The organism is Selenobaculum gibii (genome assembly GCF_030273445.1).
Lineage (GTDB): Bacteria > Bacillota > Negativicutes > ICN-92133 > ICN-92133 > Selenobaculum > Selenobaculum gibii.
Genome location: NZ_CP120678.1, coordinates 1,502,429 through 1,519,056, shown reverse-complemented (window position 1 = coordinate 1,519,056; position 16,628 = coordinate 1,502,429). Strand labels below are relative to the sequence as shown.

The window sequence follows — 16,628 nt, the reverse complement described above, 5'->3', positions numbered from 1 at the left end:
ATGGAAAATATGTTTTGTTTTCAATGTGAGCAGACTGCGGGAAGTGTTGCCTGTAGAGGAAAGGCTGGGGTATGCGGTAAAAAAGAAAATACTGCGAATTTACAAGATGCATTGACCAGTGCATTAATTAGCTTGGCATGTGTTGCGAAAGAAAACGCAATGAACGTGACAGAACAGACACATCGGATTATTTTAGAGGGATTATTTACTACAGTAACAAACGTTAGTTTTGATGATGCGGCGATAAGTAGACAAATTGAGATTACAAAAAATGAAACAGAAAAGCTAAACCGTAATAAGAGTGATTATAAAGCATATGAAATGGAGAATATTTGGCAGGCAAATGAGGATATTCGTTCACTTAAGTCTTTGATTTTATTTGGATTAAGAGGTATGGCGGCATATGCTTATCATGCATTTTTGCTTGGATACAAAAATAAAGAAGTAAGTGATTTCTTTTATCAAGGGTTATATGCAATTAGTCAAGATTGGTCAATGGAAAAATTATTACCAGTTGTTTTGGAAACGGGTAAAGTAAATTTGAAATGTATGGAGCTACTAGATAAGGCGAACACTGAAACTTATGGAAACCCAGTACCTACGACAGTTCCGTTGACTGTAGAAAAAGGTCCGTTTATTGTCGTAACGGGACATGATCTATATGATTTATATTTATTATTAGAGCAAACAAAGGATAAGGGGATTAATATTTATACGCATGGGGAAATGCTGCCTGCACATGCGTATCCAAAATTAAAAGAGTATCCTCATTTAAAAGGCAACTTTGGTACTGCGTGGCAAAATCAACAAAAAGAGTTTGACCATATACCAGCGCCAGTTTTATTTACAACAAATTGCTTGATGCCAGTAAAAGATAGTTATCGTGATCGTGTATTTACAACGGAAGTAGTTGCATATCCAGAGATGGTGCATATCGACGATGAGCGCGATTATACTCCGGTCATTGAAAAAGCTTTGGAATTAGGAGGATATAAAGAAGATACCGTGTTTACTGGGATTAACGGAGGAAAAACGGTTATGACTGGCTTTGGACATAACACGGTTTTATCTGTTGCGGATAAGGTGATTGATGCAGTGAAAAAAGGTGATATTCGTCACTTCTTATTGGTTGGTGGATGCGATGGTGCGAAACCAGGACGCAATTACTATACTGATTTTGTAAAAAAATCGCCGCAAGATACAATTATTTTGACATTAGCATGTGGAAAGTTTAGATTTAATGACCTTGATTTAGGAACAGTTGCTGGCTTACCTCGCATTATGGATATGGGACAATGTAATGATGCATATAGCGCAATTCGCGTTGCTATTGCTTTAGCTGAGGCATTTAAGTGTGGGGTTAATGAATTACCATTAACTTTAGTGCTATCATGGTATGAGCAAAAAGCAGTTTGTATTTTATTAACTTTATTATCATTAGGGATAAAGAATATTTATTTAGGGCCAACATTACCTGCCTTTGTATCGCCAAATGTATTGAATTATTTAGTGGAGAATTTTAATATTTCACCAATTAGTACGCCAGAGGAAGATTTGAAAAAAATCTTAGGATAGGTAAATAAAAAGACTCTCTTTGCAGTAGACGGAAGTATGGAAATCTGTTACTGTAAAGGGAGTATTTTTTATTTAAGGGGTTGTTTATAGCCATGTATGCAGAAGTAAAATATATTTGTGCAATGATGATCTTTGGGACAGTTGGGATTTTTGTTAAAAACATATCCCTTTCGGCTGGGGAAATTGCTTTGTTTCGTGCTTTAATTGGTACGGGAGCGATATTGATATATCAATTTTTATGGGGACGAAATATTTCTTTTCGTCAGATTAAATCAGATTTGCCATGGTTATTAGCATCGGGAATCGCTATGGGAGTGAATTGGATTTTTTTATTTGAGGCCTATCATTATACAAGTATTTCTTTAGCTACCTTGTGCTATTATTTTGCACCTGTTATTGTAATGATGATTTGTCCCATATTATTTAAAGAAAAGTTGGGTTTAAAACAAAGTATTTGCTTTATTATGTCGACTGTTGGATTGGTATTAATTATTGGTGTTAGCCTGGGGGAAGCAAAGAATCACTTTTTAGGGATTCTTTTTGGATTAGGGGCGGCAATTTTCTATGCAACAGTAGTTTTATTAAATAAATATATAAAGAAAGTAATGGGGGTAGAGCGAACTCTATTGCAATTTGTTGCAGCAATTTTTGTATTATTGCCATATGTATGCTTTAGTAATGGTATTCATGTTAGGACTTTGGATAATTGGGGAATTTTTAATTTGATTTTTTTAGGTGTAATTCATACGGGTTTTACCTATTGTTTGTATTTATCTTCAATAAAAATGTTGACAGGACAAAAAATTGCATTAATGAGTTATATAGATCCAATTTTTGCAATAATAATTTCCTCATTTCTTTTAAATGAAACGATGAGTTTTTTACAAATTATTGGTGGGGGATTAATTTTAGGGTTTACACTTTTAAGTGAGATTGATGTAAGCTCTTTGATAAGGCTTGATAAATATATTAGAGGTTCAAAAAAACTATAATTCTTTTGGAGAAGACAAAATAAAAATATAGATGATTTTTAATCTGATTATTTGTATCCTTGTAAAGATTATCACATATTGTTATACTAAAATGGTATGAAAAATGATTTGGAGGTTGCTACATGGATTTTAGAAGATATTTAAAAGATTATCCTGATAAAAATGGTAGATTTGGTGTATATGGTGGAGCATACTTACCTGATGAATTGACACCTGCTTTTGAAGAAATTGCAGATGCTTATCAGACAATTTGCCACTCATCTCAATTTATCAATGAATTAAGAAGAATTCGACGAGAATTTCAAGGTAGACCGACCCCTGTGTATCATTGTGAGAGATTATCTAAAAAAATTGGTAACTGTCAAATTTATTTAAAAAGAGAAGATTTAAATCATACTGGCGCCCACAAATTGAATCACTGTATGGGCGAAGGTTTGCTTGCTAAATTTATGGGAAAAAAACGCTTGATTGCTGAAACTGGAGCGGGCCAGCATGGGGTAGCGCTTGCAACGGCTGCTGCATTCTTTGGATTAGAATGTGAAATACATATGGGAGAAGTCGACATTGCAAAACAAGCACCAAATGTAACTCGAATGAAAATTCTTGGTGCGAATGTTGTCCCTGTATCGCATGGATTGAAAACATTAAAAGAAGCAGTGGATTCTGCATTTGAATCTTATGCAAAAAATTATAAAGACTCTATTTATTGTATTGGCTCGGCTTTAGGACCTCATCCATTTCCATTGATGGTACGTGATTTTCAAGCAGTTATTGGCTATGAAGCAAAAGATCAGTTTAAAGAAATGACAGGATTACTTCCTGATGTAGTATGTGCTTGTGTTGGCGGGGGAAGCAATGCAGCGGGAATGTTTATTCCATTTTTAGAAGAACCTATAGATATTGTTGGGGTTGAACCTTTAGGAAAAAGTAGCAACTTAGGTGACCATGCTGCATCAATGTCGTATGGTGAACGAGGAATTATGCATGGATTTGAAAGCATTATGTTAAAAGATCATCAAGGAGAACCAGCCCCTGTATACTCAATTGCAAGTGGATTAGATTATCCATCCGTTGGACCAGAACATGCATTTTTACATGATTTGGGGAGAGTTAAATATGGTACAAGTTCAGATGAAGAAGCGATTGATGCTTTCTTTAAATTATCTCGGTATGAAGGTATCATTCCTGCTTTAGAAAGTTCGCACGCTGTTGCTTTTGCTATGAAAAAAGCAAAAGAAATGAAGCAGGGCTCCATTTTAGTTTGTTTAAGTGGTCGTGGCGATAAAGATATTGATTATGTAGTTGAGAAATATGGTTATGGAGAGCAATATAACGACTTTAAATAATAAAGTTCATATGCAAAATTTTTATAATAAATTATATACAGGAAATGAACTAGGAATATTGAATTAAATCAATGTTAAATAAATTAAAGAAAGAAGTGTTTTTTTTTTGAAGATTTCGATTTTGTATTATAGCAAGGGTGGTAAAACAAAAATTATGGCAGAAGAAGTTGCATTAGGAATGAAACAAATCCAAAATATAGAGGTGCGACTTTTTGATTTAAGCTGTAATGAGATAGATGAGAAATTTTTATCAGAAAGCAAAGCTGTTGTTTTTGGAACGCCTACATATTATGCGAGCTCTTGCTGGCAGATAAAAAAATGGTTTGATGAATCTCACAAATATAATTTGGCAGGAAAATTAGGAGCTGCTTTTGCGACAGCTGATTATGCGCAAGGTGGTGCGGATTGTGCTATTTCCTTTATTTTGCATCATTTAATGGTAAAAGGAATGCTCGTATATTCTGGTGGAAGTGCATATGGACAGCCATTCATTCATCTTGGAGCAGTTGCATTAAAAGAAAATTTTGAAGAAAGCAAACGGATGTTTCAGGTTTTTGGAGAAAGAATCGCAAAAAAAGCTGTTGAACTATTTAGTTAGAAGTTAATAGATACAAAAAAGGAGCATTGCATATACAGTGCTCCTTTTTTGTGCATATTGAAAGAGAAACGAGTCATAATAACGATAAGGATCTATCTTAAAAAAATTTATTTAAGTTTTGCAAAATGTGATAATTTATCATTGAAAAGGAGAAGTAAATGCAAAGAAAAGTATGGTATAAATGGATTATCTTAATAGGATGTTTTTTATTAATGGCTTTTCCTTTTAGTATAGTAAATTCCATTCAGCCATTATTTATGAGTTCAGTCATAGAAAATTTAGGTTTTAGTATTAGTGCTTTTTCTTTAATTTTTACAATAAGTGCGGCTGTAATTGCATTTGCATCTCCGTTGATTGGATATTTAATAAAAAAAATAAATTTAAAAATTATTATGACAATAAGTGCTATTTTAGTAGGAAGTGGATTTTTAAGCTATGGTTTTGTAAAAAATATTACAGAATTTTATACTATTGCAGTATTTATAGCAATTGGTATGGCGGGCTTAACGTCAATTCCAATTTCTACAGTTATTACAAACTGGTTTGGCGAATGGCGCGGAACAGCGATGGGAATTGCATTCGCAGGTGCAGGCATGGGAACTTTTTTTTGGATGCAAATTGTATCAGATAAAATCATAGAATTTGGGTATGAAAAAACATATATTTTTCTTGGTTTAATTATATTGATGATTGCGGTTCCTATCTCATTATTTATTATGAAACTTTCACCTCATTTAAGTGATAAGAATAATTTTATCAAAAGGGTTCTTGAAGATAATCCGAATATTAAAATTAACAATAAGTCAAGCTTATCTAATCTCTGGACAAATAAAACTTTTTGGCGGTTTACTATAGGGCTTTTATTTTTAGGTATTACAGTATCTGGGGTTCAAGTACATGTACAATCTTATTTATCATCTTTAGGATATGGACTGGAGTATGGAGCAAATATTGGTTCAACATTAGCAATTTCAGCATTAGTGGGAAGTATCCTTGGTGGAGCTGTGTTTGATTCGATGAAAACAAAACATGCAATTTTGTTTTTTAGTGGATTGAATTTTATTGCGATATGTTTATTGTTTTTTATGGAGCAATCAACTATTCCGTATGTTTTTGCAATTATTTTTGGCCTTAGTTTATGTATGCCTTCTTTGTGGCCGGCGTATGGAGTGGGAAAGTTATTTTCTAAAGAAAACTATGCTGCAATTCTAGGAATTGCACAGTTGTTTTTTACAATAGGTGGGGGAATAGGCCCCCTTTTTTCTGGTTTTATGGCAGATATAATAGGATATTCTTTCGCTTGGGGAATATATCTTATTTTTACTATCGGTTACATTTTTTTATTTATCTAATTTTTTAATAAATTACTTTTAAAAAAAAATAAAAATGCAAAAAAACATAGGCCAATTTTATCATTTTGTGAAAAAATTTGTTTCTGATTGAAGGTAGTTTAACTATTTTGTAGAATTTTAAATTGTATTAAGGATAGGTTTTGTTAGGAGAGGGATAAATGATTTCTTATAATTTTTATAATCCAACCAAATTAGTTTTTGGTGAAAATACGATTGAGAAAATAGGCGAACTGCTTTCTAATGTGGGGAGTAAGAAAGTTTTGATGATTGCTGGAAGTGGCTCAATTAAAAAAAATAATGTTTATGATATCACGATAAATTCTTTGCGGAAAAATGGAATTGAGTGGAGGGAATGTTGGGGGGTAAGGGCCAATCCTTCTTTAGCTAAAGTTCGGGAAGCAATTGCGATTGCGAAAAAAGAAAAAGTTGATGCTGTATTAGCTGTTGGCGGTGGTAGTGTTATTGATACAACTAAAATTGTAGCAGCAGGAGTTTATGCAGACGATATTTGGCAAGTTTTTGAAAGAAAAGAGAAAATAAAAAAAGCTTTGCCGATTTTTACAATTTTAACATTATCAGCAACTGCATCTGAGATGAATTGTAGTGCGGTAATTAGTAATGATGAAGAAAACAAAAAATGGGGAACAGGAAGTCCTCTTTTATATCCGGTTGCTTCTATTATTCAACCTGATGTGCAGAATACATTGCCATGGAATCAAACTGTAAATGGGGCGCTTGATGCTATGGCGCATATTATGGAATATTATTTTATTGGCACGAATGAGGAAACGAGTATTGCTGTCAATGAAGCTTTATTAAAAACAATTATTAAGTCGGTAGAAGGTTTAAAAGTAGATGCTAAAGACACGATAAGTAGAGCGAATTTAGCTTGGGCAATTACTTTGGGCTTGAATGGAATCAGCGGTGCGGGGCTTAAAGGTGGAGACTGGGCATGTCATGATATGTCCCATAGTATTAGTTGTATGTATCCCCAGATTGCACATGGCGGGGCGTTAGGGGTTATTTTTCCAGCATGGATGAAGTATGTTTGTGATAGTAACCCACAACAATTTAAACGTTTTGCCAAAAATGTTTTATTGACCGATGATATTGAAAGTGGAATATATGAATTAAAACAACTACTTAAATCTTGGAATGCAGCTACGTCATTGCGTGAACTGGGGGTAAAAGAAGAAGATTTACGAAAATTAGCTGAAATGACAGTTTCTCGAGGAAATATTGGTAAATTAAGTGTTTTAAGATTAGCTGATGTAGAAAAAATCTTAGAATTTGCATTTTAATTTGTGAAGGGCTAATCCTATGTATAAAGATTAGTTATTATGGGAGGTGAGACGGTGAACGGTGTTTTTGATATTATAGGTCCAGTTATGATTGGCCCGTCTAGCTCTCATACCGCTGGTGCTGTGCGATTGGGAATAATGGCAAGGAAAATATTAGGGGAAGAGCCTGTAAAGGCAACGATTGGCTTTCATGGGTCTTTTTCTCAGACCTATAAAGGGCATGGAACGGATAAAGCGATTATTGCAGGTATTATGGGCTTTGAGACAGATGATGAAAGAATAAAGAAATCATTACATATTGCCGACGAAATAGGATTGGAATATCAATTTAATCGAATTGATTTAGGAGATGTTCATCCCAATACAGTTGTTATTTATTTAATAGGAAAAGCTGGTAGGACAACTCGTGTTGTTGGATCATCTATCGGCGGTGGCAATATTTTAATTACTCAAATTGATGGATATGCAGTCGAGCTTACAGGACGATATCCTACGCTGATTAATATACATCATGATAAGCCAGGAATTATTACACAGGTAACAAAAGTTTTGTCCCAAAATAATATAAATATTGCATTTATGCGCGTGTCGCGACAAATTCGGGGAGAGGATGCGATGATGATTATTGAAGTAGATGAACCAATTAATAAAGATGTTTTAAATAAAATACAAACTGTAGAAGGGGTTTATCATTGTTTTAGTATTCCTCCAATTTAATCGTGAAAAAGGAGTATGGGATGATTCAATTTAATTACATTCGTGATTTGGTTACATTAGCGAATGAAAAATCAATAACAATAGCAGATATTGTATTAAAGTATGAAGCTAAGAAATCGCAACTATCTGAAGAATTTTTAAGAAAGCAAATGAAGGAAAATTGGCAGGTGATGAAGGAGGCGGCTCATAAAGGAATTTTAAAGAATGAAAAGTCTGCAAGTGGGTTAGTTGGTGGTGATGCACGTAGTATAAACAATTATCTAAGTAAAGACAGTGAAAATTTTTCAGGAGCAACGGTACTTAAGACAGCCGCATATGCAGTTGCTATTTCTGAAGTTAATGCCGCTATGGGGAAGATCGTGGCTTGCCCAACTGCGGGATCCTGTGGTATTTTGCCAGCGGCTATTTTGGCAGCAGTAGAAAAATATCCTGTTAGTGAAGATAAAATTGTAGATGCTTTATTTACAGCAGCAGGGATTGGAATAATTATTGCGCGAAATGCGTCTATTGCAGGTGCGCAAGGAGGATGCCAAGCTGAATGTGGTTCAGCTGCTGGGATGTCAGCTGGTGCTCTTGTTTGTTTAGCGGGAGGAACGCCTGAACAAATTGGTGATGCTGTTGCATTGGCTATAAAAAACTTATTAGGACTTGTTTGTGATCCTGTTGCAGGACTAGTAGAAGTTCCATGTGTTAAAAGAAATGGATTTGCAGCTGTTCATGCGATGTTAGCTGCAGATATGGCATTGGCTGGAGTAAAAAGTGTAATTCCAGTAGATGAAATAATTGAAGCTATGTATAAAATCGGTCTAGCTATACCTAAAAGTTTACGTGAAACTTCGGAGGCTGGATTAGCGGATACTCCTACTGCACGAAAATTTGAAGGACAGATTCATAAAATTTAAAATGATTATTCTTTAATGAAAGTACGTAGGAGTTATTTGAGAGGAGAAAATTATGAAGAATATATTTAGTAATTTAGGGATTAAAAATAAAATTGTAATTTCTTTTATTGGGATTTTTGTATGTATGATGTTTGTTTTAGGATTAATTTTAGACGATGTGATTGCTAATAAAAGCAAAACAGATTTTATTGATGCAGCAAATCGAGAATTGAAACAGGTCGATAATGCAGTTGAAATCATGTTTTTAGATTTAAAGGAAAATCTTTATATGATTGCTAATAATGATGCATTAAAACAAGGGGGCAATATTACCGTTTATAAAAATATGAAGTCTACATCAGCAGATGGTATGATTCCAATGACTCCTCTAGAAAATGGGGGCTTTGAAGCTGATGTATATAATATTTTTGATAATTTTGGTAAAAGTCATGATAGAATTGTTTCAGTAGTAAGTTATGGAACCATAGATGGTGGTTTTTTACAATGGCCAACTGTACCTAGGAAAGAAGGATATGATTCTAGAAGTCGTGATTGGTATAAAAATAGTATGGAAAAGCCAAATGAAATCATCATAACTGATCCATTTATGACATCAAAGGGTGTGCCAACGATTGGAATTTTTATGGTCGAAAAGGATTTAAATGGCAACCCACAAGGTGTTTTGGGATTAAATGTTGATTTGCCAATTGTGACGAAACTTATTTCTGATATTAAAATTGGCGAAACTGGCTATATTATCTTAACAGATAGAAATGGAATAATTATAGCTGATCCTGAAAATCCAGATTTGAACTTTAAGAATCTTAATGATACAGGAATTGATGGATTTAATGAGATTTCAAGTTTAACAGAAGGATCTAAAGAAGTTAAAATAAATGGTGTAACTAAATTAGTTGCTGTATACTCATCCGAGAAAACCGGCTATCGTTACATAACGGTTGTAGATAAATCTCAGCTTATGGCAGGAGTAAATGAAGTTCGCAAAATTTTATTCTTTGTATTGTTAGGTGCCATGATTCCAATTGTTTTAGCGGCATATTGGTTATCTAATCAAATTGTAAATCCATTAAAAAAATTAGAAAATGCAGCAGGAAATATTGCTGATGGTGATGTGAGAGCAGTCGATATTGATATTCATTCAAAAGATGAAATTGGAAATTTGGCGAGCTCGTTTACGACGATGAATAATCAACTTAGAGAATTAGTTGCACAAATTAATAAGAGTGCTGAAGAGGTATCGGTTGCATCATCTGAATTATCTACAGGGGCTGAACAAACTGCAGATACAATTGTTCATGTAGCAGAAACAATTGGCACGGTTGCAGAGTCTTCAATTAAACAGACCGACACAATTAATCATATGGTAGATTTAGTTCGGGGGATGGCAGATGGAATTCGAGGGATTGCTGAGAATTCAGAGAATATGCAAGGCGTATCAAAAAAAGCTGGTCATGCGGCAGTAGACGGTGGTGCTGCAATTGAACGTGCGATAAATCAGATGGACAAAATCGAGAGTACTGTTGCGGAATCTTCTAAAGCAGTAGAAGTTTTGGGACAACGTTCTAAACAAATTGGCGATATTGTAGGTACGATTGCAAGTATTGCTGCACAAACTAATTTACTAGCATTAAATGCAGCTATAGAAGCTGCTAGGGCTGGTGAGCAAGGACGTGGATTTGCCGTTGTAGCAGATGAAGTAAGAAAGTTAGCTGAACAATCACAAGCTGCTACGTCAGAAATTGCTCAAATTATTGGTGAGATACAAACGGATACTGATAGAGCTGTAAATGCGATGAATGCAGGAACTCAAGAAGTTAGAGTAGGTAATGAGGTTGTTGGTGTAGCAGGTACTCAATTTAAGCAAATTGCTAATTTAATAGAACAAGTGGATGATTTAATAAAACAATTAGCTGCAGGGGCGGATTCTATAGCTCAAGATAGCACGACCGTTTTAAGTGCTGTTGAAGAGGTTGATAAATCTACAAAAAATATTGCTACAGATATTGATAGTATTTCAGCATCAACTGAAGAACAATCAGCTTCTATGGAACAAATTTCAGCATCTAGCCAAGGGTTAGCAAGAATGGCGGAATTATTGAAAAATGCAATAGGAAAATTTAAATATTAAAAATAGCAAGCCTTTAGGCTTGCTATTTTTAATATTCGTCGTATAAGGCAAAGCAATTTTTACCTTTTCGTTTCGCTTTATATAAGGCTGCATCTGCTTTATATAAAAGTTCATCATAATTAGATCCGTTATCTGGATTTATCGCAATTCCGGCACTGCCGGATATTTTATAATTTGGATAATCCTTTAAATGAATCTCATGGAAAAATTTGCAAATAGCAGTAGCTTTTTTTAATAGGACTTCTTTTGATACAACATTTTTTAATAAAACGACAAATTCGTCGCCGCCAATTCTGCCAATAATATCAGTAGAACGGAATAAAATGCGTAGACCATTTGAAACCATTTTCAAAACAATATCACCATTTAAATGTCCAAAAGTATCATTGATTGCTTTAAAGTTATCAATATCAATAATGATTAATGCATTATAAGAGCATTCATCGCATTCATTTAAATACTGGTTAATGAGAGAGATTGTTGTATTATGATTGTAAAGCTGAGTTAAAGTATCTCGTTCAGCCAATTTTCGTAAATGATCAGTTTCTTGTTTGTGTGAATCAATATTTGCAATTTTTCCGATAATTAATTTAGGGGTTTTATCAAAGTTAAAAATCGTTACAGCTTGGAGTTTATACCAAGAATATCCTTGCCTCTTATTTAACCTTAATTCAGTAGTTCCAGAAGATGCACCATTTTTAAATGAATCATAAAAAACTAAAAAAGTTTCAATGTCTTCATCATAAATTAACTGGTATTCAATAAAGTTTTTTCGGATATTTTTCATTGGCGGATTTAATCCGGTAACTTCTTCATATTTTTTAGAAAAACTAATAGATTTTGTTGCAAAATCATACTCAAATAAGATATCATCAGATAATTCGGCTAAAGTACGATAGCGTTCGCTCTCGAGTTCTAAAGTTCTTTGTAATTCCTTACCATGAGTGATGTCAATGAATACACATTGAAAAACGGGTGTAATAATTTCATCATCTACACGATTTCCATGTAATAATACCCATGATATACTTTTATCTTTATGAATTACACGGTATTCGATTTTTATAGGGTGATTTTTATGTGCGTTAGCACGTAGGTATGACAATACCCTGTCAATATCTCTAGGATGAATGATTTTTGCTAAAGCACGTTTACCTAAGGCTATATATTCATCGCGGGTATAGCCAATGAGCTCATAATAGCCATCATTAGCAAATAAAATTGATATATTACTTCCAATGAAGATTTTTGCAACACCGCCAGGGATACTATTTGTGAGCGTCTCTAATTCTTGTGTTGTTTGCTTCATTGGAGTGATATCAATAAATACACAATTTATCGTAGGTGGTGTATGGATATCTTCTTGGTTATTTACGCATTGCCCATTTAATAATATCCAAAAAATTGTACCATTTTTATTCCGAATACGAAATTCGCATGAAATTAATTCGGTAGATTTTAATTGTTTTATAATAGAATTAAAAGTAGTTATAGCATCTGGTGGATAAATGATAGGATAAAAGGTGTTTTTAAATTTTGTATGAATTTCATCTCGTGTGTAATTTAACATAGAATAATAAGAATCGTTTGCATATTTAATTGTAAGGTTTTCATCGCAAGATAGAACAATAACAACTCCATTAATATTATTAGTAGTAGCTTCAAGGGCATTTTTACTTTTTTGTAATTCATTAAAACTATGCTTTAAATATAAAATTGTAGCTAAAATAACAATTAATAAAAAAAGAAGAACTTTTATGCACAAAGCTAATGTGTTTGTAGAAGTTTCCTTATGTTGTTTTGCAATTGTTTCAGCTGGTATGATGTTAAAAAGATACCAATCATTTAATCCAATAGGCTGAAAATTAGCATAATATTCCTGATTGTTTAAAATATAGTGAATTGTATTTTTTTTATTGTCTGCTAAGTTATCTATTATATGAGACAATGTTTCATCGTCTTGAAAATGAGCATTTTCTAATATTTTTAGCCAGTTACTTTGATTTTGGGTATTTTGAGTGGAAGCGATTATGTCCCCTGACCGGCTAATAATGATTGATAAACTTGTGTTGTCAAATGTGTTTGCTTTTAATAAATCAGAAAAATATTCAGACTGATAGGTGGCGCGCAAGACCCCTATAGTTGTGTTGTCTTTATGAATAGGAACAGCAAAAACAATAATAGGTTTTTCATCTACGCTTGATTGTAAAACATCAGAAATACTATTATTGCCCGCTAAGACTTGTTTGAAATATTCTCGTGAAACATTATTTTGCGTTTTGCCATCAGTTGTATAACTTGTACCATCGGATGTCATTATGGCCATTCGTAATAAAAAATGGTTATCTATTTGATTGCTTAAATATAATAGAGCCTCGTTACTTGTAATATCGTCATAATGTAAGCTAAGAGTATCTGCTTGTATTTTTAGCTTAGCAAAAGTATCAATATAATTTTTATCTAGGGAATATAAGGTTTGTTGCGTATTATAGGATAATTTTTCTTGGGTTGATTCTTTAAGGTTTTTATCTAATGAAATTTGAAATTGGCTAAAGAATAATGTGCAAATTAAAATTAAAAGAGAAAATATTAGAATTAACTTTAAAGAAAATGTAAGCTTTTTATTCAAATAGAACACGCTCCATAAATGAGATAAATAAACTATTTTTAAGAAATTAATTCTATTTATAGCATATAAGTTCCATTTTATTTCAGTATTTGATAACATATTAGCATAGTTTGGTAAAAAAAAATACAATATTAACCTAAAATATTAAAATTTATAAAAATAAAATGGAGTTGAATTTTCAACTCCATTTTATTTTTATAAATGTTCTTTTATATATTGTCGATTACACTCTAATCGTTTATCATGTGGAGCATATTTTATTGCTTGATTAACATAGTCGTAAGCTTTTTCATATAGTCCCATATTAGTGCATGCTAAAGAGGCTAAATCGTAAGGAGTAAAACCCCACGCACGTGGTTCGTTAATATAAGTCATAGGACGCGTTGTTATGCCAAGTGCTTTTTCGGCTGCAAATAGAACACCATACCAATTTTCTAGATGATAATATAGCATTGCTAAATCAATATATGGTTCTCTTAAATGAGGAGCTTCTGCCATTGCTCGAAGTAACCATTTTTCACATTCAACGTGGTTTTGGAGATTGTAATATGCATTTGCAATAAATCGCATAGAGGCACAACGTTCATCAATCCAGGTGGATTTGGGTAAATTAAGATGTTTTTTTAATGTATCAATGCATTGATTCCATTTTCCATAATACATATATTCTCTACCAAGATAGTGCATGTTTCTATCATTTGTAGGATCTTCTTCAATGGATAATTCTAATAAAGGAAGGTATTGTGATCTTGGCTTAGTATGATCTGGAAAATGATTTAATTGTATACCATATAAAATAGTAGTAAGATAGGATTCTTCTTTTTTTGGAGAAAGTATTTCATGAACTGGATTTACCCATTTAAAATCATGACGGGAGTGAATTTTATCAACCCAAAATACTGTTCCCTCAGAGCCATCATCGTTAAAATTCCATGTATATCTATATTGACCTCTTTTAGTTTCTGAAGTCCATTGTGATTCTAATTTTTTACGCCAGCCCGCTTCAAGAACTTCATCTAAATCGGTGCAGACACAAATATCTACTTCTGATGGGATTAAATCTAAGGATTTATTTCTAGCTACATCAAAGCGCCAAGGGGAAATTATTTCTGTTTTGACGATAGCACCGTATTCTTTAAGAATTTTAGCTGTATTATCAGTGGATCCTGTATCAAGCACAACGACAAAATCGGCTTCATTCATTGAATCCATCCAACGTTTAACAAATTTTTCTTCGTTTTTAGCAATGGCATATACGCAGATTTTCATGAAAACACTCCATTCTATAAATGATTATCAATAGATTCGCTTAAAGAAATCATCTTTATAGATGCATCGACGACATCTACAGAGGCATTATCATGCGAATTTAAAACTAAGGATAAAACATCGTGGTGTGAACGTATGCTGATTAATGCAGATCCAACTAAGGTTATAAACTCACATCTAGCTACAGCTCCAGAAACTCTAAAGTTGCTACCGGAAACTTTAGTATCGTTTAAAAGCAAATATCCTTCTAAGTCATATGGTCCACGATCCACTTTCACAATTATGTTCCAACAAACTTTATATAGCTTATTAGAAGGAAGTGATATTTCTTTAAAATTGCTAGAGGAGGATACTGTTGGACCATTTGACGTAATAACACGCAATGGTAAAGCTCCTTTAGTTGTTTTAAAGCAGCAACATCGTAAAGCAAAATCTCCGTAAATTGTATTGTATATACAACACGGACCAGTAGGTCCAGTTCTGCCGGTAGCACCGGTAGCGCCAGTAGGTCCAGTTCTGCCAGTAGCACCGGTAGCACCAGTAGGTCCAGTTCTGCCAGTAGCACCGGTAGCACCAGTAGGTCCAGTTCTGCCAGTAGCACCGGTAGCACCAGTAGGCCCAGTTCTGCCAGTAGCACCGGTTGCGCCGGTAGCGCCAGTAGCACCAGTTGTGCCAGTAGCACCGGTAGCGCCAGTAGCACCAGTTGCACCGGTAGCACCACTTGCACCGGTAGCACCACTTGCACCGGTAGCACCACTTGCACCAGTAGCACCACTTGCCCCAGTAGCCCCAGTAGGACCAGTTGCACCAGTTGTGCCGGTAGCACCACTTGCGCCAGTAGCACCAGTAGCACCAGTAGCACCAGTTGCGCCAGTAGCACCAGTTGCACCAGTTGCGCCGGTAGCACCACTTGCGCCAGTTGCACCAGTAGCACCAGTTGCGCCAGTTGCACCAGTAGCACCAGTTGCGCCAGTAGCACCAGTAGCACCAGTAGCACCAGTTGCGCCAGTTGCGCCAGTAGCACCAGTAGCACCAGTTGCGCCGGTAGCACTAGTTGCGCCAGTTGCACCGCAAATTGAATTTAAGAATACATTTGCATCTGTACTAAAAACTGATTCGGTAGTAATTGTTCCTTGGTCATTAAAGGTAAAGGTCATTTTTCCATTATTTCCTAATATACAAAGATCATTAGGAATGGATATTAAAGTAACTTTAAACTCAATTGGAATTGTTACATGTGGATTTACAGCGCCAAAATTTATTCCTGTAGGTAATTTCGTTATATCATAACTGTCTCCGTCAATAGTTAAACTATTAGGGACTGCCTGAAAATAGGTTGCTAATGTGTCTGAAAAAGTTACATCAGTTAGTCGAACATCACTTTCGTTGTGAAAATATAATTTATACGTTAAGGTATGATTTAATTTTACAACACTCGGGGATACAAATTTTTCAAATTCAATATTAGGTGGCTTACTAGCTCTAAATAGGTCTTGTTGAACTTTTTTTGAATCTTTCATAAAATCTCTCCTCCTAAAAATTTCATATACATTATTAGTTTATGAATTTTATTTATTTTATGGAACATAAACTAAATAAAAAAAGCACTCATGATAAATAGAGTGCTTTTCTTTGAAAAGAGAGAAGAGTGTGTATGAGATTTACTAGGGGTATAATCATATAATAAAAGAGTTATATGACAAAATTGTGACAAATTTAGTTTGAAGCTAAGAACTGTAAAGTAAAACTAGATGAAGAAGCTATTATATATGTTAAAAGGCTATACAATTAACCATAGGGAAAAATAAAGCTGAGAGAG

12 protein-coding genes are annotated in these 16,628 nt (G+C 34.0%); 9 read left to right on the top strand and 3 right to left on the bottom strand.

What is annotated here, in order from left to right; translation table 11 throughout:
- From hcp to P3F81_RS07265, 9 genes are all read left to right on the top strand, one after another.
- Nucleotides 1–1,575 carry a hydroxylamine reductase gene (hcp, locus tag P3F81_RS07305; RefSeq protein WP_147669950.1) on the top strand — a complete coding sequence of 525 codons (1,575 nt, stop codon included), beginning with the start codon at nt 1–3 and terminating at the stop codon, nt 1,573–1,575.
- Nucleotides 1,576–1,667: 92 nt separating this feature from the next.
- Nucleotides 1,668–2,567 carry a DMT family transporter gene (locus tag P3F81_RS07300; protein WP_147669951.1) on the top strand — a complete coding sequence of 300 codons (900 nt, stop codon included), beginning with the start codon at nt 1,668–1,670 and terminating at the stop codon, nt 2,565–2,567.
- 122 nt (nt 2,568–2,689) lie between these two features.
- Nucleotides 2,690–3,913, top strand: coding sequence for a tryptophan synthase subunit beta (trpB, locus tag P3F81_RS07295; RefSeq protein ID WP_147669952.1), 1,224 nt, complete (start codon nt 2,690–2,692; stop codon nt 3,911–3,913).
- 106 nt (nt 3,914–4,019) lie between these two features.
- Nucleotides 4,020–4,511 (top strand): flavodoxin family protein, encoded by a 492-nt coding sequence (locus P3F81_RS07290; RefSeq protein WP_147669953.1) that lies wholly within the window; start codon nt 4,020–4,022, stop codon nt 4,509–4,511.
- Between the two features lie 158 nt (nt 4,512–4,669).
- Nucleotides 4,670–5,863 carry an MFS transporter gene (locus tag P3F81_RS07285; RefSeq protein WP_147669954.1) on the top strand — a complete coding sequence of 398 codons (1,194 nt, stop codon included), beginning with the start codon at nt 4,670–4,672 and terminating at the stop codon, nt 5,861–5,863.
- Nucleotides 5,864–6,021: 158 nt separating this feature from the next.
- Entirely contained in the window at nt 6,022–7,164 is a 1,143-nt protein-coding gene (locus P3F81_RS07280; RefSeq protein ID WP_147669955.1) for an iron-containing alcohol dehydrogenase, read from the top strand.
- A gap of 54 nt (nt 7,165–7,218) precedes the next feature.
- Nucleotides 7,219–7,881, top strand: a complete 663-nt coding sequence (gene sdaAB, locus P3F81_RS07275; protein ID WP_147669956.1) for an L-serine ammonia-lyase, iron-sulfur-dependent subunit beta — start codon at nt 7,219–7,221, stop codon at nt 7,879–7,881.
- A gap of 20 nt (nt 7,882–7,901) precedes the next feature.
- Nucleotides 7,902–8,783 (top strand): L-serine ammonia-lyase, iron-sulfur-dependent, subunit alpha, encoded by an 882-nt coding sequence (gene sdaAA, locus P3F81_RS07270; protein WP_147669957.1) that lies wholly within the window; start codon nt 7,902–7,904, stop codon nt 8,781–8,783.
- A gap of 52 nt (nt 8,784–8,835) precedes the next feature.
- Nucleotides 8,836–10,911 carry a methyl-accepting chemotaxis protein gene (locus P3F81_RS07265; RefSeq protein WP_147669958.1) on the top strand — a complete coding sequence of 692 codons (2,076 nt, stop codon included), beginning with the start codon at nt 8,836–8,838 and terminating at the stop codon, nt 10,909–10,911.
- A gap of 28 nt (nt 10,912–10,939) precedes the next feature.
- Here P3F81_RS07265 and P3F81_RS07260 read toward each other — a convergent pair whose 3' ends face one another.
- The 3 genes from P3F81_RS07260 to P3F81_RS07250 all read right to left on the bottom strand — a co-directional run bounded on the left by P3F81_RS07260 (nt 10,940) and on the right by P3F81_RS07250 (nt 16,329).
- Nucleotides 10,940–13,540 carry a diguanylate cyclase gene (locus P3F81_RS07260; protein WP_309320225.1) on the bottom strand — a complete coding sequence of 867 codons (2,601 nt, stop codon included), beginning with the start codon at nt 13,538–13,540 and terminating at the stop codon, nt 10,940–10,942.
- A 195-nt stretch (nt 13,541–13,735) separates the two neighbouring features.
- Nucleotides 13,736–14,809 (bottom strand): glycosyltransferase, encoded by a 1,074-nt coding sequence (locus P3F81_RS07255; RefSeq protein WP_147669960.1) that lies wholly within the window; start codon nt 14,807–14,809, stop codon nt 13,736–13,738.
- Between the two features lie 14 nt (nt 14,810–14,823).
- A complete protein-coding gene (locus P3F81_RS07250; protein WP_147669961.1) occupies nt 14,824–16,329 on the bottom strand; it encodes a hypothetical protein in 1,506 nt (501 codons plus the stop codon).
- Nucleotides 16,330–16,628 lie beyond the last annotated feature (299 nt).

Bases quoted from the DNA above. Each gene is read 5' to 3' on its own strand.
- P3F81_RS07265 (WP_147669958.1), top strand. From the start codon at position 8,836: ATGAAGAATATATTTAGTAATTTAGGGATTAAAAATAAAATTGTAATT.
- P3F81_RS07280 (WP_147669955.1), top strand. From the start codon at position 6,022: ATGATTTCTTATAATTTTTATAATCCAACCAAATTAGTTTTTGGTGAA.
- P3F81_RS07250 (WP_147669961.1), bottom strand. From the start codon at position 16,329: ATGAAAGATTCAAAAAAAGTTCAACAAGACCTATTTAGAGCTAGTAAG.
- P3F81_RS07255 (WP_147669960.1), bottom strand. From the start codon at position 14,809: ATGAAAATCTGCGTATATGCCATTGCTAAAAACGAAGAAAAATTTGTT.
- hcp (WP_147669950.1), top strand. From the start codon at position 1: ATGGAAAATATGTTTTGTTTTCAATGTGAGCAGACTGCGGGAAGTGTT.
- P3F81_RS07300 (WP_147669951.1), top strand. From the start codon at position 1,668: ATGTATGCAGAAGTAAAATATATTTGTGCAATGATGATCTTTGGGACA.
- P3F81_RS07285 (WP_147669954.1), top strand. From the start codon at position 4,670: ATGCAAAGAAAAGTATGGTATAAATGGATTATCTTAATAGGATGTTTT.
- trpB (WP_147669952.1), top strand. From the start codon at position 2,690: ATGGATTTTAGAAGATATTTAAAAGATTATCCTGATAAAAATGGTAGA.
- sdaAA (WP_147669957.1), top strand. From the start codon at position 7,902: ATGATTCAATTTAATTACATTCGTGATTTGGTTACATTAGCGAATGAA.